We start from the raw sequence: 21,097 nt of genomic DNA on the forward strand, positions 1-21,097 counted from the left end.
GGGACACAAGGCCTGTTCGGTGCGAGGCGCAGGCGGACCGGAGGCCTGTCCGGTCGGGACGAAGGGAAGAGGGATGCGCTGGACCGTTCACGGTGACGGCCGCCGGATCGCGCCGGGCGAGGTCGTCGGGCCCGGGGAGCGGCTGGCGTGGCTGCCGACGGTCGGGATCGGCATGCAGCACGTGGTGGCGATGTTCGGCGCCACCTTCCTCGTCCCGCTCATCACCGGCTTCCCGCCGAGCACGACGCTGCTCTTCAGCGGCCTCGGCACGGCGCTGTTCCTGCTCGTCACGGCGGGCCAGGTGCCGTCCTACCTCGGCTCCAGCTTCGCCTTCCTCGCGCCGATCGCCGCCGCGCAGGCGGAGCACGGGCCGGCCGGTGCCCTCGGCGGGGTGGTGCTGGCCGGAATCGGCCTCGCGGCCGTCGGGATGGTCGTGCAGCTCGTCGGGCACCACTGGATCGCCCGCCTCATGCCGCCGGTGGTCACCGGCACCATCGTCGCGCTCATCGGGCTCAACCTCGCGCCCGCCGCGTGGGGCAACGTCCAGGAGGCCCCGGTCACGGCGCTGGCCACCCTCGTCGCGATCCTGCTCTGCACCGTCCTCTTCCGCGGTCTGCTCGGCCGCCTGTCGATCCTGCTCGGCGTCCTCGTGGGGTATGCCGTCGCGCTGCTCCGCGGCGAGGTCGACACCTCCGTGCTCGCCGACGCCGGCTGGCTGGGTGCGCCGCCGCTCATGGCCCCGGAGTTCCACCTCGGGGTGGTGGGGCTCTTCCTGCCGGTCGTCCTCGTCCTCGTGGCCGAGAACGTCGGGCACGTGAAGTCGGTGGCGCAGATGACCGGTGACTCGGCCGACGCGCTCGACCACATGCTGGGGCACACCCTGCTCTCCGACGGTCTGGCGACCACCCTCGCCGGGGCCGGCGGTGGTTCGGGGACCACCACCTACGCCGAGAACATCGGCGTCATGGCGGCGACGCGGGTCTACTCCACGGCGGCCTACTGGGTGGCGGCCCTCACCGCGGTCGCCCTGGCCTTCCTGCCGAAGTTCGGGGCGCTCATCCAGACCGTGCCCGCCGGCGTGCTCGGCGGCGCCGCCACGGTGCTCTACGGCATGATCGGGATCCTCGGCGTGCGCATCTGGGTGGAGAACCGCGTCGACTTCGGCAACCCGATCAACCTCTCGACCGCGGCGGTCGCCCTCGTCGTCGGGATCGCGAACTACACCTGGGCCACCGGTGCGCTGACCTTCGAGGGCATCGCGCTCGGCACGGCCGCCGCCCTGCTCGTCTTCCACGGGATGCGGGCGATCAACCGGGTGACCGGGGCGGTCGACCCCCGACCCGCGCCGGGTGCCGCCCCGCGGGAGCGGGCCGGTAGACTGGAGGACCGAACCACCCACCCGAAGGGACATCACTCGTGAGTGCACTGCAGGTCGAGCTCGTCGCAGCGGACCGCAAGGTCTGGGAGGGCGAGGCGTCGATGGTGAGCGCCCGCAGCATCGAGGGCGACCTCGGCATCATGCCGGGCCACACCCCCGTGCTCGCGGTCCTGGTCCAGGGTCAGGTGCGCATCACCGCCGGAGGCTCGGCGCAGGAGGTCACCATCGACGGGGGCTTCCTCTCCGTCGACGAGGACAAGGTGGTCATCGTCGCCGAGCGGGTCGACGCCGGCTCGCTGGCCACGAGCTGACCCTCCCCTCCCGCACATGACCGGCTCCCTCGTCCTGGTGCTCATGGCCGTCGTCGGCGGCCTGGTCATCCTGGGACTGGGGCTGTTCACCTTCCACCTGGCCGGGCAGCGGGGCAGCACCTGCCCGTCGATGCCCGCCGCCTACCGCTCCGACGACGCCGAGGCGTGGCGTCGCGGCACCCTGTGCTTCACCGAGGACCGCCTCGCCCTCCGGGGACGGGGCGGTCTGTCCGTCGGCCCGTGGATGCGCGGCAACCTCGACCTCGGCGTGGCCGGCGCGCTGGATCCGCAGGACGCCGCGGACCTGGGTGGCGCCCAGCTCATCCAGGTGCCGGTGCGCTACGGCACGGCACGCTTCGAGCTCGCGCTCGGCGAGCAGCACTACACCGCGCTGCGGTCCTGGGTCGAGGCCGTCCCCCCGGGCTGGAACTCCCAGGTCGCCTAGGCCTGCTCCCGCCCGCCGCCGGGCTGCCACAGGACCTCGCCATCGCCGGCCCGCGCCGCGACCCGGGCCAGGATGAAGAGCAGGTCGGAGAGCCGGTTGAGATAGGTCGCGGTGAGGGGGTTGACCCCGCCCTCGCCCTTCTCCGCGCCCTCGCCCGAGGGCTGGTCGCCGTACTCCGCGAGGGCTGCCCAGGTGGACCGCTCGGCGCGTCGGGCGACGGTGCGCGCCTGGTGGAGCAGGGCCGCCCCGGCCGAACCACCGGGCAGGACGAACGAGCGCAGCGTCGGCAGGTCGGCGTTGTAGCGGTCGCAGTCGGCCTCCAGCTCCTCGACCCACTCGGCCCGGACGCGCAGCGGCTCCCAGGGATAGCTCGCCCGCAGCGGCATGCACAGGTCGGCCCCCACGTCGAAGAGGTCGTTCTGGACGCGGGCGAGGGTGCTCCGGATCTCCTCCGGAAGGTCACCGCAGGCCAGCGCGACCCCGATCACCGAGTTGGTCTCGTCAGTGTCCGCGTAGGCCGCCAGCCGCACGTCGGTCTTGGACGTCCGGCCGTTGTCGCCCAGCGCGGTGCTGCCGTCGTCGCCGGTGCGGGTGTAGATGCGCGTCAGGTTGACCATGACCGCATGCTGTCACGCCCCGCTCCGCGTGGCTCAGGTGACCAGGGTCGCCGCGACCCGACGGTCGTCCGCCGCCGCCGTGAGCGCGCCGTCCGGCGCACGGAGGGCGGCGCCGACCCCGCCGAAGTACATCGAGCTCGGCGGGTGCTCGAACCGGGTCAGCCCGGCGGCGTCGAGGTTGGCGGCGATCTCCTTGTCGCTCTCGTGGTCGATCCGGGTGCTACCGTCCTGCATTCGGCGCGGGTGCATCCGGGGGCGATCCACCGCCGTCTGGAGGTCCTCGCCGTGCCGGGCCATGTGGGTGAGCACCTGGGCCAGCGCCGTCGTGATCCGGTCGGCGCCGGGGGTGCCGATGGCCAGGACCGCGCCGTCGTCGCGCCGGGCGGTCGTCGGGGCCATGTTGGAGGCGAGCCGGGTGCCGGGTGTCAGCGCGTGCAGGCCGAGCCGGTTGAGCTCCAGCTCGCCCAGGGAGTTGTTGGCGACCAGGCCGGTGCCCTGGATCGTCATGCCCGAGCCGTAGCCCGCCGACGCGGTGAGCGCGCACGCCATACCGTCGCCGTCCACCACCGACACGTGCGCGGTCGAGGGCGAGGTCGGCAGCCCGGTCGCCCCGATCTGGTGCAGCGTCTGCAGCAGCTCGGCGCCGGCGGCCTCGAGGTCCTCGGCGGTGTCGATGCGGTCCAGCCGGATGTCGAGCACCTCCTTCATCACCAGCGCGGCCTGGGCCGGCTCGATCTCGCCACTGGTCGCCCCCAGCAGCCGCAGCAGCGCGGTGAGCACCGGGCCGCCGATCGACGGCGGAGGGTTGCAGCCGAGGTCCCACGAGCCGAGGCGGCTGCGCAGGGCGGTCCGGACCACCGGTTGGTATGCCTCGAGGTCGGCGAGCGAGAGCAGGCCGCCGCGCTCGCGCATGTCGGCGTCGATCGCCCGGGCGATGTCCCCGCGGTAGGCCGTGGCGGCACCCTCGGCGCCGAGGTGCTCCAGGGTGTCGGCGAGCACCGGGTCGGCGACGTGGTGCCCGACCGGCGGTGGTCCGCCGTCCACGGTGAGCAGCGCGCGGGTCGCCGGGTCCCAGGCCAGGATCGTGTCGGTCACGAGGACGAGGTAGGACTGCGCGGTGCGGCTCAGCGGGTAGCCGCGGCGCGCGACGTCGGCCGCGGGCTGCATGAGCTCGGACCAGGGCGCGGCACCGAAGCGCTGGTGCGCCCAACCCATGGCCGCGAGCATCCCCGGGGTGGCGACCGAGCCGGGCCCGACGTAGGTGACCATGCCGCCGCCGTAGTCGGAGGCGGCCTCGATGAGCCCGGCCCCGCGGACGTCGGCGCTCATGCCGCGGCCGGGCATCTCGACGTTGCCGTCGACGACCACCGGGTCCGCGCCGTCGGCCCACACGTTGATGAAGCACCCGCCGAGCGTGGAAATGACGCCCGGCTCGGTCACCGTGGCGGTCATCATCGCCGCCACCGCGGCGTCCACCGCGGTGCCGCCGGAGTCCAGGGCGTGCCGGGCGGCCTCGGTGGCGTAGGTGTTGGGGGCGGCGATCGCGGCGGGACGGGTCACGGTCCGATTGTGCCGCAGGGCGAGGGTGCTCCCGCCGGAGGCACTCCGAGCCCGGGCCGGCGGCTCTGGCAGGGTGTGCGGCGTGACGACTGCTCCCGCGCGGCCCGTGGACGGGGCCACCCCGTCCCGCGTCGGCAGGGTGGCGGTCGTGGTGGCCGTGCTCGCGGCCGGCTGTGGCTGGGCGCTCGTGCTCCGCCACGGCTTCCCGCACGGCGACGACGTCCTGCACGCGATGGCCGGGCAGCAGCCGGGCGACGTGCGGACGGTGTCCGGCTGGCTGGCGTCGTGGCGCTTCGACTACTCCTGGCGCAACGGCCGCGCCGCCGACGCGGTGGCCCGTCTGATCCTGCTCGGGGGCCGCCCCGGGGCCGCCGTGGTCGGGGCGCTCGTCATGGTGTTCATGGGGCTGGCCACCTGGCCCTGGCTGCGGATGGCCGGCGGGTCCCGGCGCCTCGTCGCGTCCTGGGCGGCCCTCGGGCTGGCGCTGCCCTTCCTGGCCGTCCAGGCGCACTCCTGGCTGACCGGCGAGGGCCTGCTGTGGGTGTCCGGCCTGGCCAACTACCCGCTCGCGACGCTGTCCTTCCTCGTCGCCGCCGCGGCCGTCAGCGGCGCGCTGGGCGGGCGGGGCGCCTGGCTGGCGCTCCCCGTGGTCCTGTATGCCCACATCGGCCACGAGGTGTCGGCCGTCGCGACCCTCGTGGCCACCCTGCTGGCGCTCGCGCTGCGCCGGCCCGGCCGTGGGCAGCGGGGCACCTGGGCCGCGGTGGTCGTCTCCCTCGCCGGCTTCGCCGTCCTGGCCACCGCCCCCGGGCTGTGGCGTCGGACCACCGAGGAGGACCTCGTGCTGCCGCTGTTGCAGGCGCTGGCGCGCACCACGCTGATGTTCGCCTCCCTCACCCTCGGCTGGTGGCTGGTCCTCGGGACCCTGGCGGTGGTCGGCGCCGTGCTCGCCGGGCGCGGCACCCGCTGGGTCGCCGTCGTGGCCGGCCTGGCCGCCTGGGTCGCGCTGTGGCTCGTCCGCCGCCGGTGGCCCCGGCTCGCCGACCTCTGCGCCGACGCCGACACCGCCGTCCCGGCGACCGCCCTCGCCGTGCTCACCATCGGCGCCGCCGCGGTGCTCGTGGTGAGCGTGCTGGACCTGACCGTCCACGCGTGGGGGGCGCGGGCGGCATACCCCGTCCTGGCGCTGACCGGTGCGGCCGTGGTGGCGGCCGGCGTGCCGATCGTGGCGTCGGTGTGCGGGCAGCGCGCGTTCTTCCTGCCCACCACGGCGCTGGTGCTGGCCGCCGGTTGCGCGCTGCGGCTCGTCCTCGGTGCGCTGGCGGACCGCGGGGTCCGTGGGGAGCGTGCCGCCCGCTCGCTGCTCGTGCTCGGCGTGCTCGGCGCGGTCGTCTCGGCGGGCGCCTACGTCGCGGTCACCTCCTCCCGGGCGGCCCGCAACGCCGCGGCCTACGACGCCTTCGTGACCGAGGTCGAGGCGGCGCGGTCCGCCGGCTCCGGGGAGGTCGTCGTGCCCGAGCTGCCGGAGGAGGGGTATGCCTACCGCCGCGCCTTCTACCTCGCGCGCTACGCCTGCGACCTCCGCCACTTCCACGACCTGCCCGACGGGGTCCTGCTGACCGACCCCGAGCGCCGCGAGGACCGCGCGACCACCCGGACGACCGGCTGCGAGACGACCTGGCAGCGCACCCTCAGCCGGGCGGGGCAGCGGGCTGCTCCCGACCAGCCGTGAGGACGTAGCGGGTCAGGACGAAGGTCAGGGGCACCGCGGCGATGCCCATGATCAGGGTGGCGTAGCGCTCGTCCACGCCGGCGGCCTCGACCAGCAGCACCGAGCCCACCGTCGTGAACGTCAGGTTGACCACGGTCGTGAGGGGGTAGGCGAGGAAGCGGCGCCAGGTGGGGCGCACCCGAAGGTGAACAGGCTGTTGGCGAAGAAGGAGAAGACCACCGCCCCGGACCAGCCGAGCAGGTGCGCCGGGACATAGGGCATACCCAGCAGGAGCAGGCGGTAGAGCAGGTAGTAGACCGCCGTGTTGGCGACCCCCACCAGCACGAAGCGCAGCAGCGACCTCATCCGACCCCGCCGGTGCCGTCGTCACTGCCGCCGTCCTCGTGCCGGATGACCTCGTGCACGAGGTAGCTCGGACGGGCCTTGACCTCCTGGTAGATCCGGCCGACGTACTCGCCCATGACGCCCACGGCGAGCAGCTGGACGCCGGACAGACCGGTGATGACCGCGATCGTCGTGATGTAGCCGGGCTGGGTGACGCCGTGCAGCAGGTAACCGACGAGCAGCCAGACGAGGTAGGCCACGGCCGCCAGGACGGCCCAGCCGCCGAGGTGCATGAGCAGGCGCAGCGGACGGGTGTTGAAGGCCAGCGCCCCGTCGATCCCGTAGTTGAGCAGCGAGCGCAGCGTCCAGGCCGACCGGCCCTCGCCCCGCGAGACGTTGCGGTAGCTCACCGTCGCGGTGGGGAAGCCGACCCAGGAGAAGAGCCCCTTGGAGAAGCGGTTGCGCTCGGGCAGCGCGAGCAGCGCGTCGAGGAACGCCCTGCTCATGACCCGGAAGTCGCCTACGCCGTCCTGGATGCGGACGGTCTCGATGAGGCCGTTGACCAGCCGGTAGTAGAGCCGGGACAGCACCGAGCGCACGAAGGGGTCCTCGGCGCGGTCGCGGCGGGCCACGACCTGCTCGGCGTCGGTCGTCGTGAGCAGGGTGTACATCGAGGCCAGCAGCTCCGGCGGGTGCTGCAGGTCGCCGTCCAGGAGCGCGACCGCGTCCCCGGTGGCCGCCCGCAGCCCCGCGAGCATCGCGGCCTCCTTGCCGAAGTTGCGCGACAGCCGCAGCACCACGGTGGAGGGGTCGGCGTCGGCGAGCCCGCGGGCGAGGTCCAGCGTGGCGTCGGTCGAGCCGTCGTCGACGAGCACCACCTCGAGCCCTCCCGGGCCCAGGCCCAGGCCCGCGGCGACCTCGTGCAGCCGGCCGTGCAGCTCGACCAGGGTGCCCTCCTCGTTGAGGCACGGGACCACGACGGACAGGGCAGGCATGCCGCTCACGCTAGCTCAGAAGAGACGGGCCTCGGCGTCGTCCAGACCGCGCAGCGCCTCGTAGTCGAGGGTGACGCACCGGATGCCGCGGTCGCCCGCGAGCACCCGCGCCTGCGGCTTGATGAGCTGGGCCGCGAAGACCCCCTCGACCGGGGCCAGGTGGGGGTCCCGGTTGAGCAGCTCGAGGTAGCGGGTGAGCTGCTCGACCCCGTCGATGTCGCCGCGACGCTTGATCTCGACGGCGATCGTGGCGCCGTCGGCGTCCCGGCACAGGATGTCGACCGGCCCGATGGCCGTCGGGTACTCCCGCCGCAGCAGCGTGTAGCCGTCGCCGAGGGTGCCGATGTGCTCGGCGAGCAGCGCCTGCAGCTGGGCCTCCACGCCGTCCTTGACCAGGCCCGGGTCGATGCCCAGGTCGTGGCTGGTGTCGGAGAGCACCTCGTGGATCTTCACCCGCAGCGTGTCCTCGCGCTTGGCGTGCGAGACCTGCCAGACCTGCTCCACGCCCTGCTCGGCCTCGACCTCGTCCGGCTCGGTCGTGGCCATCGCGCACGGCGGCGCCATCCAGTTGAGCGGCTTGTAGGACCCGCCGTCGGAGTGGATGAGGACCGACCCGTCGGCCTTGACCATGAGCAGCCGGGTGGCCAGCGGCAGATGGGCCTCGAGGGCCCCGTGGTAGTCCACCGAGCACCGGGCGATGACGACGCGCACGGGCCTCACCCTAGCCGTCGGGACGCGTGACATGATCGCCGTATGCGTCAGATCACCACGGTCGGGGTCATCGGGCTGGGCACCATGGGTGCGGGCATCGTCGAGGTCTTCGCGAGAGGGGGGCTGGAGGTCGTCGGGGTGGAGACCACCGAGGAGCTCGCCGAGCGCGGGCGGGGGATCCTGCAGGCCTCGACCGACCGGGCGGTGGCCAAGGGCAGGCTCGACGAGGCCGGGCAGAGCGAGATCCTGGGGCGCGTCACGATCACCACCCGGATGGAGGACCTCGCCCCGGCCGACCTGGTCATGGAGGCGGTGCCCGAGGTCATGGACCTCAAGCACCAGGTGTTCTCCACCCTCGACGGCATCGTCGCGCAGGACGCCGTCCTGGCCTCCAACACCTCCAGCCTGTCCATCACCGCGATCGCGGCGGGCACGGCCCACCCCGAGCGGGTCGTCGGTATGCACTTCTTCAACCCCGCGCCGGTGCTCAAGCTGGTCGAGGTCATCACGACCGTGCGCACCGAGGACTCGGTGCGGGACGGGGTGGTCGAGCTCTCCGAGCGGATCGGCAAGCGACCGGTGGTGGTCGCCGACCGCGCCGGCTTCGTCGCCAACTACCTCCTGTTCGGCTACTTCGTCTCCGCGCTGCGGATGCTGGAGCAGGGGCACGTGTCGCGCCAGGACCTCGACACCGCGATGCGGGTCGGGGCCGGTCTGCCGATGGGCCCGTGCACCCTCATGGACCTCGTCGGGCTGGACGTCTGCCACCACATCGGCGACGTCATCTACGCGCACAGCCGCAGCCCCATGCACGCGCCGAGCGCGATGCTGGAGCGGATGGTCACCGCCGGCCTGCTCGGCCGCAAGAGCGGAGCGGGCTTCTACACCTACGCCAAGCCCGGCAGCGGGCAGGTCGTGCCCGACACCGACGACGGCTCTGCGCCGGCAACAGCCGCGGTCTCGGCGGTCGGCGTGGTCGGCGCCGGGGAGATCGCCGATGAGCTGGTCTCCCGGCTGCGCGACGGAGGGTATGCCGTGACCCAGGTCTCCGACCCGCAGGACACCGAGGAGCTGCGGGGTCTGGCGCACGTCGGGGTCGTCGTGGAGGCGCACCAGATCGAGGCCGCCGGGTCGCTGGACGAGGAGGAGACCGGGTCGGCGCCCGCGCCGGTGCCGGGGCAAGAGCTCTGGGAGGTCCTGGGCGAGATCTGCGGCCCGGAGACCGTGCTGACCACCGTCAACGAGGACCTCGCCGTGGCCGTCGGTGCGCTGTCCGGGCGACCCGAGAAGGCCGCGGTGCTGCGCATCCACGCGCCCACCGGCAACGGCCAGGCGGTGGAGATCGGGCGCTCGAGCGCGACCGACGACGCCACGGTCGCCACGTTGTGCGCCCTGGTCACGAGCATCGGTGCCGAGCCGGTCGTCTGCCGGGACCGCCCGGGCCTGGTGGTGGACGCCCTCCTCATGCCGCACCTCATGGACGCCGTCCGGATGCTCGACGAGGGCTATGCCGGCGTGGCCGACATCGACACCGCGCTGCAGCACGGGCTGGGCTACCCCGTCGGGCCGTTCGCGATGATCGACCAGATCGGGGCCGAGGAGGTCCTCACCGTGTGCGAGGAGCTCACCGAGGCTGGAGGACTGCCCCGCGAGTCGGTCGAGCCCTCCCCGCTGCTCATCGAGCACGTGCTGCTCGACCGCCCGTTCACGGGCTGAGCGTGCCCCGGTCCAACCGGCCGCGCCGCGGGGGCAGACCCCGGCGCCCGGCCGGGGCGAGCGGCGGGGGAGGTGGCCCGCCGCCGCGCCGCGGGCCGGAGGAGGTCCGCTACGCCGGGCAGGTCTGGGCGGTGCGCCAGGTCCGCCCCAACGACAGCGGCCGGAGCTACCGCTGCCCGGGCTGCCAGCAGGAGGTCGGCGCCGGCGTCGCGCATACCGTCGCCTGGCCGGTCGACGGGATGCAGCAGGCGGAGAACCGGCGGCACTGGCACACCGTCTGCTGGTCCGCCCGCGAGCGCCGCCGCCCCGGCGGCTCCTTCGCCTAGACACATCCCCCACCGAGCGTCGCGAATGGTTGCCCTCGGTCGGGCTGGAGGCGATGGGTCAGAGGTGCTCCTGGCGCGGGATCAGGACCTCTTCGTAGACGAGCAGCAGGCCGGCGGCGACCGGGATGGCGATGAGCGCGCCGAGCACCCCGAGCAGGGTGCCGCCGGCGAGCACCGCGACGACCGTGACCGCACCGGGCACCGACACCGTGCGCTTCATGATGCGCGGGACGATCCAGTAGTTCTCGAGCTGCTGGTAGATGACGTAGTAGACGAGCACGACGAGCGCCAGCGTCGGGGACACGGTGAGCGCCGAGAGCGCCACGATGACCGCGCCGAGGGTGGCGCCGATGAGCGGGATGAGGCCGAGCAGACCGACCGAGACGGCCAGGATCGCGGCGTAGGGGATGCCCAGGACCTGCATCATCAGCCACGAGCAGACCGCGTTGATCGTCGCGACGGTGGCCTGGCCGAGGGCATACCCCCCGACGCGGCGCATGATCTCCTCCGCCAGCCGCACGACACCGGGGCGACGGCTGGCGGGCACGAGGCGGTATGCCCCGTCCTTGACCGCGGGCAGCGTCGCCAGGAGGTAGAGCGTGAGGATCGCCGAGGTGAGGACGCCCACCAGGCTGCCGGCGACCCAGCCGGCGGCGCCGAGGACGCCGCCGAAGAGCGTGGTCCACGTGCCGCGCTCGGTGAGCAGCCGGTCCAGTTCGGTGGTGGCGCGCTCGCTCACCGCGTAGCGCGCGTCGAGCTCGACCAGCCAGGGTGAGCCGGCCAGCTCCTCGACCACCTGCGGCGCGCGTTCGACCAGGGTGACGGCCTGGGCCACCACGCCGGGGAGCAGCGTCACCGCGCTCACCGCGCTCACCGTGACGAAACCCATGAAGACGACGAAGACGCTGCTCGGGCGGCTCACGCCGCGCCGGGTCAGCCCCTCGACCAGCGGGTTCAGCGCCAGCGTGAGGAAGACCGCGATGAGCAGGTAGGTGAGGACCGAGGACAGCCGGGTGAGGTTCTGCACGAGCAGCCAGGCCAGCAGCACCCCGAGCGCCCCGGTGAAGCCGATCGAGAAGGGGGAGGCCCAGAGCATCGGCTGCCGCGAGCGACCTGCGATCTCCTCGCCACGCCGGCCTGCTGGCCCGACGGAGGGCTCGCGCCCTGCCGGACCGATCGCCGGTGCCGCATCGGGGGCCGTCGCGGCAGGGGCACCGGCATGGATCTGCGCAAACAGCTCGGACTGGAGCCGGTTGCTCTCGTCGAGCAGCTCGCGCTGGCGCACCCGGAAGGCCTGCCAGCGCTGGACGGCGCGGACGCCGGCGCGGGGCGCGGCGGCCGGGTTGACCGCCCGGGCCGCCCGGCGCAAGCGGGCCGCCCGTCCCGCGGAAGTGGTCTCGTCGGGCTCGGTCGTCCCGCCCGGAGGCGCCTCCGTGCCCACCTCGCGAGGGCGGATGGGCTCGTCCTGCCCGCGCCGACGCGTCCCGCCCTCGCGCGTCGGGTGCGGGCGACGTGGTGCGTGCTGGGTCGTCACGAGGCGTGGGCGCGGGCGGGGACCTGGGCAGCGACCAGGGGGAGGGCCCAGTCGTCGGCCGAGGCGTGGACCGGCCTGCGGGCGTGACGAACGGGGCTCATGTGACCACCGTAGGGTGCCTGTCCGCCAGCCTCCCGCAGCCGCCCCGGTATGTCGCACTAGCATCCCCGCCATGAGCGATCTGCTGCTGCGCGACGTCCGGGTGGTCGCGATCGACGACGACGCCGCGGCCCCGACCGAGCCGGTGGACGTCCTCGTCCGCGACGGCGTGATCGCCGAGGTGGGTCCCGGCATCACCGGAGCCGAGGAGGTGCCGGTCCTGGACGGCGGGGGTCGCCACGTCGTGCCCGGGCTGTGGGACACGCACGTGCACATGGTGCAGTGGGCGCTGGGCCAGACCCGTCTCGACACCGCGGGCACGGCGAGCCCGTCGGAGGTGCTGGCGCGCGTCGTGGACCGCTTGACCTGGGGTTTCGACAGCCCCACCGGCGTGCTCGTCGGCTGGGGCCACCGGACCGGCAGGTGGCTGGAGCAGCCCACGGTCGCCGCGCTGGACGCCGTCACCGGCGAGGTCCCGGTGGCGCTCATCAGCGGGGACGGGCACCACGGCTGGCTCAACACCCCCGCGCTGCGCCTGCTCGGCAGCCCGCCGGTGGACGGGGTCGTCGCCGAGTCCGAGTGGTTCCCGCTCTACGACCGGCTGCAGCGGCTGCAGGGGCGCACGAGGAGTCGGAGTATGCCGTCACCCGCGCGATCCATGCCGCCCACACCCTCGGGGTGGTCGGGATCGTCGACCTGGAGTTCGGTCGCCCGTGGGAGCAGTGGCGCGAGCGCACCGCCGAGGGCATGCCGCCGCTGCGCGCCCGCACCGGGGTCTACCCCGAGGGCCTGGAGGACGCCATCGCCGCCGGGTTGCGCACCGGCGCCCCCATCCGGGCCACCGACGGCCTGGTCACCATGGGCCCGCTGAAGATCATCACCGACGGCTCGCTCAACACCCGCACCGCCTGGTGCTGCGACCCGTATGCCGACGGCCACCTCCTGCGCGACCCGCCGGGGCGGCGAACTACCCGGTGGAGGAGCTCACCGAGCTGCTGCACCGCGCGAAGGGGGCGGGTCTGGAGGCGGCGCTGCACGCCATCGGGGACGCCGCGGTGGGTGCGGTGCTCGACGCCTTCGCGGCCAGCGGCGCCGTGGGCTCGGTGGAGCACGCCCAGCTCGTCGACCCGGCCGACGTGCGCCGGTGGGCCGCCCTGCCGCAGCGGGTCGTGGCCAGCGTGCAGCCGGCGCACCTGCTCGACGACCGCTCGGTCACCGAGCAGTGCTGGCCGGACCGCACCGACCGCACCTTCACCCTGCGCAGCTTCCTCGACGCCGGGATCGAGCTGACGCTGGGCTCGGACGCGCCGGTGTCACCGCTCGATCCCTGGCAGGCGATGGCGGCCGCGGTGCACCGCGGGCCGGAGGACGGCGAGAGCTGGCACCCCGAGCAGGAGATCACGCCGGGGAGGCGCTCGCGGCCTCCGTCGACGGGCAGCGCGTCCGCGTGGGAGACCGGGGCGACCTGGTGCTGCTCGAGCAGGACCCGCTCCTGTCCTCCGGGACCAGCGCGGAGCGCGCGCGGCGGTTCCGCTACACCCTCGTGAGCGCGACCGTGCTCGACGGCCAGCTGGTGCATGGAGGCTGACCCGGGGTCAGCCGCGGCGCGCGGTTACAGTGGCGAGCCAGGCATACCTGTCACGCACCGCCGGAGGAGTCGCCCCCATGTCCGAGACCGCCATGTCCGAGACCAGCACGCCCGACACCACGTCCGTCCTCGTCGCCGGGGCGCGCACCCCGATGGGGCGGCTGCTCGGGTCGCTCTCCGGCCTGTCCGGTGCCGAGCTCGGCGGCCACGCGATCGCCGGGGCGCTGCAGCGGGCCGGCATCGCCGGCGACCAGGTCGACTACGTGATCATGGGCCAGGTCCTGACCGCCGGCGCGGGCCAGATCCCGGCCCGTCAGGCGGCGGTGGCGGGCGGCATCCCCATGGCCGTCCCGGCCCTCACGATCAACAAGGTCTGCCTGTCCGGCATCGACGCGATCGCGCTCGCCGACCAGCTCGTCCGGGCCGGCGAGGTCGAGGTCGTCGTCGCCGGGGGGCAGGAGTCGATGAGCGCGGCGCCCCACCTGCTGGAGAAGTCGCGCTCGGGCTTCAAGTACGGCGACGTGACGATGCGCGACCACATGGCCCACGACGGCCTGTGGGACGCCTTCACCGACCAGGCGATGGGCGGGCTCACTGAGGCCGCCAACAGCGCCGACGAGCAGGGCCGCTTCACCCGCGAGGAGCAGGACGCCTTCTCCGCTCGCAGCCACCAGCGGGCGGCCGCGGCCCAGGAGAAGGGGCTCTTCGACGATGAGGTGGTGCCGGTCGAGATCCCGCAGCGCAAGGGTGACCCGGTCACGGTGAGCACCGACGAGGGCATCCGGGCGGACACCACCACCGAGTCGCTGGGTCGGCTGCGGCCGGCCTTCGCCAAGGACGGCACGATCACCGCCGGCTCGGCCTCGCAGATCTCCGACGGCGCCTGCGCGGTCGTGGTGATGAGCAAGGCGAAGGCGACCGAGCTCGGTCTGGATTGGATCGCCGAGATCGGGGCGCACGGCATGGTGGCCGGGCCGGACTCGACGCTGCAGAGCCAGCCGGCGCGCGCCATCGCCGCCGCCTGCGCCAAGCAGGGCATCGAGCCGGCCGACCTGGACCTGGTGGAGATCAACGAGGCCTTCGCCGCGGTCGGCCTGGCCTCGACCGCCGAGCTCGGCCTCGACGAGGAGCGGGTCAACGTCAACGGCGGGGCGATCGCGCTGGGCCACCCGATCGGGATGTCCGGGGCTCGCATCCTGCTGCACCTCGCGCTGGAGCTGCAGCGGCGCGGCGGCGGCACCGGTGCGGCGGCGCTCTGCGGCGGCGGCGGGCAGGGTGACGCGCTCATCGTCACCGTGCCGCAGCGGTGAGCGACCCGGCCGACGACGACGGGCGCGTCCCGCAGGAGCAGGGCCGCGCCGATCAGGAGGCCAGGAAGGCCGACGCGCGGTCCGGCTCCTGGGAGATCCGCGAGCCGCGGCCGGGTGACCCGGAGTCGTTCGCGCGCCTGCACGCCCGGGTCTGGCGGGAGACCTACCGCGGCATCATGTCCGACGAGGTGGTCGACGCCCTCGACCCCGAGCAGTTCCGGCCGCTGTGGGAGCAGGTCGCCACGGCATACGCCGAGGATCGGGTCGCCGACGACGGGCGCGGGTTCCTCGTGGCCCTCGTCGAGGGCGAGCCGGCGGGCTTCTGCATGCACGGGCCGTCGCGTGACGAGGACCCGCCCGTGCCGCACCAGGTCTGGTCGCTCAACGTCGCCCCCGAGCACCAGGGCACCGGCCTGGCGCAGGAGCTGCTCCGCCGCGCCCTCGGCGAGCAGGCGACATACCTCTGGGTGGCGCAGGGCAACCACCGGGCCGTCCGCTTCTACGAGCGGCAGGGCTTCGCCCTCGACGGTGCGCAGAACCTCGACGGCCACGAAGGCGTCGTCGAGCTGCGCATGGTGCGCCCTTCCTGAGCAGAAAGGCGCACCCCACCCTCGCCTGAGCAGAGAAGCCTGCCCTCCCCGGGGCCTGAGCAGAGAAGCCTGCCCTCCCCGGGGCCTGAGCAGAGAAAGGTGCCCGAGGCAGGCGCTGCAACCCCTGCGTCGGGCCTGCTTCTCTGCTCAGGCGGACGCGAGCGCTACGGTCGGAGGGTGAACGAGCGACGCACCTTCTACCCCGAGATCGAGCCCTACCGGACCGAGATGCTGGACGTCGGCGACGGGCACGAGGTCTACGTCGAGGAGTCCGGCAACCCCCAGGGCAAGCCGGTGATCTTCGTCCACGGCGGACCCGGCAGCGGCACCAGCCCGAAGCAGCGACGGGTCTTCGACCCCGCGCGCTACCGCATCGTGCTCTTCGACCAGCGGATGGCGGGCCGGTCCACCCCGCACGCCTCGACCACGGTCGACCCGGCGCTGTGGGCGACCAACACCACCGCCCACCTCGTCGCCGACATGGAGCGCATCCGGGAGCACCTGGGGGTCGACCGGTGGCAGGTCTTCGGCGGGTCCTGGGGCTCGTGCCTGTCGCTGGCGTATGCCCAGGCGCACCCGGACCGGGTGACCGAGCTGGTGCTGCGGGGCATCTTCACGCTGCGCCCGGCCGAGCTGTCGTGGATGTACGAGCGGGGCCACCTCGAGCACGTCTACCCCGACCACTGGGCCGAGTTCGTCGCCCCGGTGGCCCCGGAGCGCCGGCACGAGATGCAGCTGGCCTACCACGAGCTGCTCTTCGACCCGGATCCCTCGGTGCACGTCCCCGCGGGTCAGGCGTGGAGCGGCTGGGAGTCCCGGGTCATCTCGGTCCTGCCGGACGAGGAGGGCTACCGCAAGGCGACGGAGCCGGCTCAGGCGGTGGCCTTCGCCCGGATCGAGAACCATTACTTCGTGCACGGCGGCTTCCTGCGCGAGGGGGCGCTGCTGGACCAGGCGCATACGTTGCGGCACATCCCGACGGTCATCGTCCAGGGCCGGCTCGACATGTGCACGCCCGCCCGCACCGCCTTCGACCTCGCCGCCCGGCTCCCGCACGCCGAGCTCGAGGTGGTATCTGACGCGGGGCACGCCTTCTCTGAGCCGGGCAACCTCGACGCGCTCATCCGCGCGACGGACAGGTTCGCGACCTAGAGGAGGCAGCGGCGATGGGTGAGTTCTTCGACGTGGCGACCGGCGGCCCGCTCCGGCTCGAGCTGCGCAGCGTGGACGGGCGCGACTTCACCCTGCTGCGGTCGATCGGCTACACCACGCAGGAGTATGCCGACGCCTTCGTCGTCCCCGACGGCTTCGTCACCGACTTCGCCTCGGTCCCGCACCTGTTCACCTGGTTGGTGCCCAAGAGCGGTGACTTCCTGCCGGCGGCGGTGCTGCACGACGCGCTCGTACGCCCCGGGAGCCACCAGGGCCCGCAGGTCGAGCGGCACGAGGCGGACCGGGTCTTCCGTGCCGCGATGGTCGCGCTGGGGACCGGGCGGGTGCGGGCCTGGCTGATGTGGGCGGCGGTGACCATCGGCACCCTGTGGGCCAGCCGCGACCTGGCCAAGCGGGTCCAGCTGATCGGCCTGGTCGGCCTCGTGGCGCTGCTCGGCACCGCGGCGACGCTCGACTTCCTCGACGTCGTCGAGGTGGTGCCCTGGATGGGGGAGCGTCCCTGGGCGGCGGAGCTGGCGATGGGTGCGCTCTTCGCCGTCCTCGTCCCCACCGTGCTGGCCGTGTCCTGGGGGCGCTACTGGCTGGCCGGCGTCATCGTCGGCGTCGCGCTCGCGCTGCTGCTGCACGTCACCGCGGCGCTGCTCGGCATCTACGGGCTCTACCTCGTGCTGGAGCGGCTGGTGAGCGGCCCCGCGGACGGCGACGGGGTGCGCGTGCGGGACCGGCAGGAGGCCGACGCGGAGACCTCCCTGGGAGATCGCTGATTTCCCCCGGCGTGACCGCGATGTTTACCATATCGTTATGAAGTTCTCCAGGATCACCGCCGCCGCCACGCTGAGCTCGGCCCTCGTCCTTGCCGCGTGCTCCGGCGACGACACGGCCGGCGAGCCGACCGAGTCCGCCGACCAGGGCGCGACCGCCGCCCCCACCGACGACGCCACGACCGCCACCGACGACGCCGCCGAGAGCACCACCGTCGAGATGACCACGGAGGCGCAGGCGGGCGCAGTCTCGCTGGAGGACGCCGAGGAGGCCGCCACCGAGGTGCTCACCCAGCGGGTCCGCGCCGACCAGGGCGACGGCGAGGACGTCGAGGAGGCCCAGGAGGCCTCGATGGCCGGCACCGCGCTGCGGGCGCACCGCGCCGCCGACCGGCTGGAGGGCGTCGAGGGCGAGCCGGCCGAGGTCGACCTCGAGGAGAACCCGGTCGAGCCCACCGTGCTGGCCATCAGCCGGGACGACGAGGAGACCCCCGCCTACCTGCTCGTGCAGACCGTGCCCGAGGAGGGTGCGCCGCGCCTGCACCTGATGACCAGCGACAGCGGCGAGACCGAGGACTTCCGGATCACCTGGGAGGCCTCGATGCTCCCGGGCACGCAGGTCCCGACCTTCGACGGTCGCGCATCGGGCAGCCCGGTGCTGCGCGAGGGCCAGGGCGAGCTGACGATGCCGCCGCGCGACCTGCTCAAGTCGGTCGGTGCCTACACCGAGTGGCCGCAGCCGGAGGAGACCCCCGACTACCGCACCCACGGGTATGCCCCGGCCGTCCGCGACGCGGCGCAGACCCAGGCCGCCGAGCTCGACGGCCAGGCGGAGCTGCGGGAGAAGAACTGGCTCGTCTCGGACGACGTCACCACCCTGCTCTTCGAGGACGGCACCGGCTTCGTCATGGGTTCGCTGCTGCGCGACACCCAGTTCGTCGTCAACCCCGGCACCGAGCTGACCACGTCTGACGCCTTCCGCGCCTTCCAGGACACCGAGGTGCTGACCTCGCAGGCCACGTTGCGCACGTCGGTCTTCATCGCGATGCGCGCACCCTCGGAGGACGTCGAGTTCAAGCCCGAGATGATCGCCGCGACCGAGCAGCTGGTGGACGCCTCCGGCGAGTGAGCGTCCCCCGGCCGTGTCGGGTCGGGCCCCGCGCACGGCATACCCTGGGAGCATGACCGAGCAGCCCTTCTCCACCGCCGCCCTGCGCGGAGCCGTCGACCTGTCCCAGCTCTCCCCGCGCCCGGGCGCACCTTCGGGCGGCGCGGCCTCGCAGGCCGCCTCCGACGGCAGCGGGGGCGGTGTGCCGGGCCGCAGCGGCGCGCTGGTCCAGGTGACCGACGAGACCTTCGAGTCCGTCGTCAACGCCAGCCTCAAGACGCCCGTGGTGCTGGTCCTGTGGAGCCCGCAGCTGCCCGAGTCGCTGACGCACCTGCGGGAGCTGGCCGAGCGCGCCCGCACGTCCGGGGGCCGCTTCCAGGTCGCCGGTGTCGACGTCGCCGGGAGCCCCGGCATCCTGCAGGCGCTGACCCCCGTGCTGCAGCAGGTCTTCGGGCAGGTCTCCTCCCTGCCGGTCGTCATGGGCCTGCTCAGCGGCCAGCCGATGCCGTTCTACCTCGGCGTGCAGCCGATGGAGCAGGTCGACCAGCTCCTCGAGAAGTTCCTCGAGGCCGCGGTGACCAACGCCGTCACGGGCCGGGTCGAGGTCGGCGACGACGAGGGTGTGCCGGGGGAGCAGCCGGACGAGGGCGAGCAGACCCCCGAGCTGCCGCCGCTGCACCAGGAGGCCTACGACGCCATCGACCGCGGCGACTGGGCCGGCGCGATCGCGGCCTACGAGAAGGCTCTCGAGCAGGACCCGGCCGACGAGCTGGCCCGTCTCGGGCTGGGGCAGGTGCGCCTGCTCGAGCGCACCTCCACCATGGACCTCACCGCGGTCCGACAGGCCGCGGCGGAGCGACCCGACGACGTCCAGGCGCAGATCGACGCCGCCGACGTGGACCTCGTCGGCGGGCACGTCGAGGACGGCTTCGGCCGCCTCGTCGAGGCAGTGCGCCGCAGCAGCGGCGAGGACCGCGACCGCGCCCGCAACCACCTGCTCGGGCTCTTCGACGTCATCGGCAGCCAGGACGAGCGGGTCGGCAAGGCCCGCCGGGCGCTGATGAGCGCGCTCTACTGAGCCAGCGCCGCGTCCACGACCTGCTGCGCCTCCGCCTGCACCTGCGCCAGGTGCTCGGTCCCGCGGAAGCTCTCGGCGTAGATCTTGTAGACGTCCTCGGTCCCTGAGGGGCGGGCCGCGAACCAGGCGTTCTCGGTGGTCACCTTGACCCCGCCGATCGCGGCCCCGTTGCCGGGGGCCTCGGTCAGCACGGCGGTGATCGGCTCGCCGGCCAGCTCGGTGGCGCTGATGTCGTCGGCGGAGAGCTTCTTCAGCCGGTCCTTCTGCTCCCGGCCCGCGGGGGCGTCGATCCGCGCGTAGGCCGGCGTCTGCCCACCGCCCACCTCGGTGACGAGCTCGGCATACCGCTGCGAAGGGGAGCGGCCGGTGCGGGCGATGATCTCCGAGGCGAGCAGCGCCAGGATGATGCCGTCCTTGTCGGTGGACCACACCGAGCCGTCGCGGCAGAGGAAGGAGGCGCCGGCCGACTCCTCGCCGCCGAAGGCGATGGAGCCGTCCATGAGCCCGGGGACGAACCACTTGAACCCGACCGGGACCTCGGTGAGCTCGCGTCCCCGCGCCTGCGCGACCCGGTCGATCATCGACGAGCTGACCAGCGTCTTGCCGATCGCGGTGCCCTGCGGCCAGTCCGGCCGGGCGCCGCCGTAGAGGTAGTCGATGGCGACCGCGAGGTAGTGGTTGGGGTTGAGCAGGCCGCCGTCGGGGGTGACGACCCCGTGCCGGTCGGCGTCGGCGTCGTTGCCGGTGGCGACGTCGTAGCTGCCACCGCCCTCGCCGGACATGATGTCGATGAGCGAGGCCATCGCGTCGGGGGAAGAGCAGTCCATCCGGATCGTGCCGTCCCAGTCCAGCGTCATGAACGACCAGGTGGGGTCGACGTCCGGGTTGACCACGGTGAGGTCGAGCCCGTGCGCGTCGGCGATCGCCTGCCAGTAGGCCACGGCCGCCCCGCCGAGCGGGTCGGCGCCGATGCGCACACCCGCCTCCCGGATGGCCTCCACGTCGACGACCCGGGGCAGGGCGCGGACGTACTCACCCATGAAGTCGTAGACCTGCACCGCGGCCAGGGCCTCCTCGGCGGGAACCCGCCGGAGCTCGGCCAGCCCGCCGCGGAGCAGGTCGTTGGCGCGGTCGGCGATCCAGCCGGTGGCGTCGGTGTCGGCCGGTCCCCCGTGCGGCGGGTTGTACTTGAAGCCGCCGTCCCGGGGCGGGTTGTGGGAGGGCGTGACGACGATGCCGTCGGCCTCGGGTCGCGGCGCCTCGCCCTCCGACCCGGCCTCCAGGTTGTGCGCGATGATCGCCCGCGAGACCGCCGGGGTGGGGGTGAACTCGTCCTCGGAGCCCTCGGTCCACACGTCCACGCCGTTCGCGACGAGCACCTCGAGCGCGCTGTGCCAGGCGGGGACCGACAGCGCGTGCGTGTCCTTGCCGAGGAAGAGCGGGCCCTCGGTGCCCTGCTCCGCCCGGTAGTCGCAGATCGCCTGCGTGGTCGCCAGGATGTGCTGCTCGTTGAACGTGCCGTCCAGCGCGCTGCCCCGGTGCCCCGAGGTCCCGAAGGCGACCTGCTGGTCGATGTCGTCGGGGTCGGGGACGATCTCGGTGTATGCCCGCAGCAGGGCCTCCACGTCGATCAGGTCCTGCGCGGTCGCCCTCGTGCCGGCGCGGTCGTGTCGTGCCATGGCGCTCTCCCTCTCAGTCGTTGCCGGTGTCTGCTCCTGGTGCAGGGGCGCCGTCCTCCCGA

General features: G+C 73.7%; 22 protein-coding genes. 14 read left to right on the plus strand and 8 right to left on the minus strand.

Translation table 11 applies throughout. The annotated features are described in order from the left end of the window. Nucleotides 1–73: 73 nt before the first annotated feature. Genes FU792_RS03240 through FU792_RS03250 form a run of 3 tightly spaced genes read left to right on the plus strand, consistent with a single transcriptional unit; the run spans nucleotide 74 to nucleotide 2,134 of the window. On the plus strand, nucleotides 74–1,420 hold the full coding sequence (locus FU792_RS03240) for a uracil-xanthine permease family protein (RefSeq protein ID WP_022924391.1): 1,347 nt from the start codon (nucleotides 74–76) through the stop codon (nucleotides 1,418–1,420). Further along, nucleotides 1,417–1,689 carry a F0F1 ATP synthase subunit epsilon gene (locus FU792_RS03245; protein WP_022924390.1) on the plus strand — a complete coding sequence of 91 codons (273 nt, stop codon included), beginning with the start codon at nucleotides 1,417–1,419 and terminating at the stop codon, nucleotides 1,687–1,689. Before FU792_RS03240 ends, FU792_RS03245 begins: the two co-directional genes overlap by 4 nt. 16 nt (nucleotides 1,690–1,705) lie before the next feature. Then, complete coding sequence (locus FU792_RS03250; RefSeq protein WP_022924389.1) at nucleotides 1,706–2,134, plus strand: DUF2550 family protein; 429 nt, start codon at nucleotides 1,706–1,708, stop codon at nucleotides 2,132–2,134. Here FU792_RS03250 and FU792_RS03255 read toward each other — a convergent pair. Both FU792_RS03255 and FU792_RS03260 read right to left on the minus strand, forming a co-directional pair. After that, nucleotides 2,131–2,751: a cob(I)yrinic acid a,c-diamide adenosyltransferase gene (locus tag FU792_RS03255; protein WP_022924388.1), complete on the minus strand. Its 621-nt coding sequence runs from the start codon at nucleotides 2,749–2,751 to the stop codon at nucleotides 2,131–2,133. The genes FU792_RS03250 and FU792_RS03255 overlap by 4 nt on opposite strands. 33 nt (nucleotides 2,752–2,784) lie before the next feature. Then, nucleotides 2,785–4,311 carry a gamma-glutamyltransferase gene (locus tag FU792_RS03260; RefSeq protein ID WP_022924387.1) on the minus strand — a complete coding sequence of 509 codons (1,527 nt, stop codon included), beginning with the start codon at nucleotides 4,309–4,311 and terminating at the stop codon, nucleotides 2,785–2,787. Between the two features lie 82 nt (nucleotides 4,312–4,393). Here FU792_RS03260 and FU792_RS03265 point away from each other — a divergent pair, with 82 nt between their 5' ends. After that, nucleotides 4,394–6,043, plus strand: coding sequence for a DUF6056 family protein (locus FU792_RS03265; protein WP_149814545.1), 1,650 nt, complete (start codon nucleotides 4,394–4,396; stop codon nucleotides 6,041–6,043). On the opposite strand, the gene FU792_RS17265 is transcribed toward FU792_RS03265, so the two are convergent. From FU792_RS17265 to nucS, 4 genes are read right to left on the minus strand one after another with little or no spacing between them, the layout of a single operon-like run. Further along, entirely contained in the window at nucleotides 6,003–6,176 is a 174-nt protein-coding gene (locus tag FU792_RS17265; protein WP_202980398.1) for a hypothetical protein, read from the minus strand. The two genes, FU792_RS03265 and FU792_RS17265, sit on opposite strands and share 41 nt — an antisense overlap. Then, entirely contained in the window at nucleotides 6,164–6,388 is a 225-nt protein-coding gene (locus FU792_RS17270; protein ID WP_202980399.1) for a GtrA family protein, read from the minus strand. Before FU792_RS17270 ends, FU792_RS17265 begins: the two co-directional genes overlap by 13 nt. Further along, the gene (locus tag FU792_RS03275) at nucleotides 6,385–7,362 is read right to left on the minus strand and encodes a glycosyltransferase family 2 protein (RefSeq protein ID WP_028130906.1); all 978 of its coding nucleotides are present in this window, start codon (nucleotides 7,360–7,362) and stop codon (nucleotides 6,385–6,387) included. Before FU792_RS03275 ends, FU792_RS17270 begins: the two co-directional genes overlap by 4 nt. A gap of 15 nt (nucleotides 7,363–7,377) precedes the next feature. After that, nucleotides 7,378–8,073, minus strand: a complete 696-nt coding sequence (nucS, locus tag FU792_RS03280) for an endonuclease NucS (protein ID WP_022924383.1) — start codon at nucleotides 8,071–8,073, stop codon at nucleotides 7,378–7,380. Nucleotides 8,074–8,115: 42 nt separating this feature from the next. Between nucS and FU792_RS03285 the strand changes: the two genes are divergently transcribed. Further along, the gene (locus FU792_RS03285) at nucleotides 8,116–9,789 is read left to right on the plus strand and encodes a 3-hydroxyacyl-CoA dehydrogenase family protein (protein WP_022924382.1); all 1,674 of its coding nucleotides are present in this window, start codon (nucleotides 8,116–8,118) and stop codon (nucleotides 9,787–9,789) included. Between the two features lie 2 nt (nucleotides 9,790–9,791). Continuing rightward, nucleotides 9,792–10,115, plus strand: a complete 324-nt coding sequence (locus tag FU792_RS03290; protein ID WP_084485094.1) for a hypothetical protein — start codon at nucleotides 9,792–9,794, stop codon at nucleotides 10,113–10,115. Nucleotides 10,116–10,173: 58 nt separating this feature from the next. Here the strand turns inward: FU792_RS03290 and FU792_RS03295 are convergent, their stop codons facing one another. Then, nucleotides 10,174–11,649: an AI-2E family transporter gene (locus FU792_RS03295; RefSeq protein ID WP_237739996.1), complete on the minus strand. Its 1,476-nt coding sequence runs from the start codon at nucleotides 11,647–11,649 to the stop codon at nucleotides 10,174–10,176. A gap of 172 nt (nucleotides 11,650–11,821) precedes the next feature. On the opposite strand from FU792_RS03295, the gene FU792_RS17665 reads away from it, so the two are divergent. From FU792_RS17665 to FU792_RS03330, 8 genes are all read left to right on the plus strand, one after another. Beyond that, on the plus strand, nucleotides 11,822–12,619 hold the full coding sequence (locus FU792_RS17665; RefSeq protein ID WP_238706037.1) for an amidohydrolase family protein: 798 nt from the start codon (nucleotides 11,822–11,824) through the stop codon (nucleotides 12,617–12,619). Nucleotides 12,620–12,722: 103 nt separating this feature from the next. Continuing rightward, complete coding sequence (locus tag FU792_RS17670; protein WP_238706038.1) at nucleotides 12,723–13,295, plus strand: amidohydrolase family protein; 573 nt, start codon at nucleotides 12,723–12,725, stop codon at nucleotides 13,293–13,295. Nucleotides 13,296–13,413: 118 nt separating this feature from the next. Beyond that, a complete protein-coding gene (locus FU792_RS03305) occupies nucleotides 13,414–14,646 on the plus strand; it encodes an acetyl-CoA C-acetyltransferase (RefSeq protein WP_022924378.1) in 1,233 nt (410 codons plus the stop codon). Continuing rightward, nucleotides 14,643–15,236 (plus strand): GNAT family N-acetyltransferase, encoded by a 594-nt coding sequence (locus FU792_RS03310; protein ID WP_022924377.1) that lies wholly within the window; start codon nucleotides 14,643–14,645, stop codon nucleotides 15,234–15,236. Before FU792_RS03305 ends, FU792_RS03310 begins: the two co-directional genes overlap by 4 nt. Before the next feature lie 177 nt (nucleotides 15,237–15,413). Continuing rightward, nucleotides 15,414–16,388 (plus strand): prolyl aminopeptidase, encoded by a 975-nt coding sequence (pip, locus tag FU792_RS03315; protein ID WP_022924375.1) that lies wholly within the window; start codon nucleotides 15,414–15,416, stop codon nucleotides 16,386–16,388. Nucleotides 16,389–16,402: 14 nt separating this feature from the next. Beyond that, complete coding sequence (locus FU792_RS03320) at nucleotides 16,403–17,173, plus strand: DUF1353 domain-containing protein (RefSeq protein WP_022924374.1); 771 nt, start codon at nucleotides 16,403–16,405, stop codon at nucleotides 17,171–17,173. Nucleotides 17,174–17,210: 37 nt separating this feature from the next. Then, entirely contained in the window at nucleotides 17,211–18,299 is a 1,089-nt protein-coding gene (locus tag FU792_RS03325) for a hypothetical protein (RefSeq protein ID WP_022924373.1), read from the plus strand. Nucleotides 18,300–18,351: 52 nt separating this feature from the next. Continuing rightward, nucleotides 18,352–19,356: a tetratricopeptide repeat protein gene (locus FU792_RS03330; RefSeq protein ID WP_022924372.1), complete on the plus strand. Its 1,005-nt coding sequence runs from the start codon at nucleotides 18,352–18,354 to the stop codon at nucleotides 19,354–19,356. Here the strand turns inward: FU792_RS03330 and pgm are convergent. Further along, nucleotides 19,350–21,035, minus strand: a complete 1,686-nt coding sequence (pgm, locus tag FU792_RS03335) for a phosphoglucomutase (alpha-D-glucose-1,6-bisphosphate-dependent) (protein ID WP_022924371.1) — start codon at nucleotides 21,033–21,035, stop codon at nucleotides 19,350–19,352. The genes FU792_RS03330 and pgm overlap by 7 nt on opposite strands. Nucleotides 21,036–21,097 lie beyond the last annotated feature (62 nt).

Origin of the sequence: Serinicoccus marinus DSM 15273 (assembly GCF_008386315.1) — a bacterium.
Classification (GTDB): domain Bacteria; phylum Actinomycetota; class Actinomycetes; order Actinomycetales; family Dermatophilaceae; genus Ornithinicoccus; species Ornithinicoccus marinus.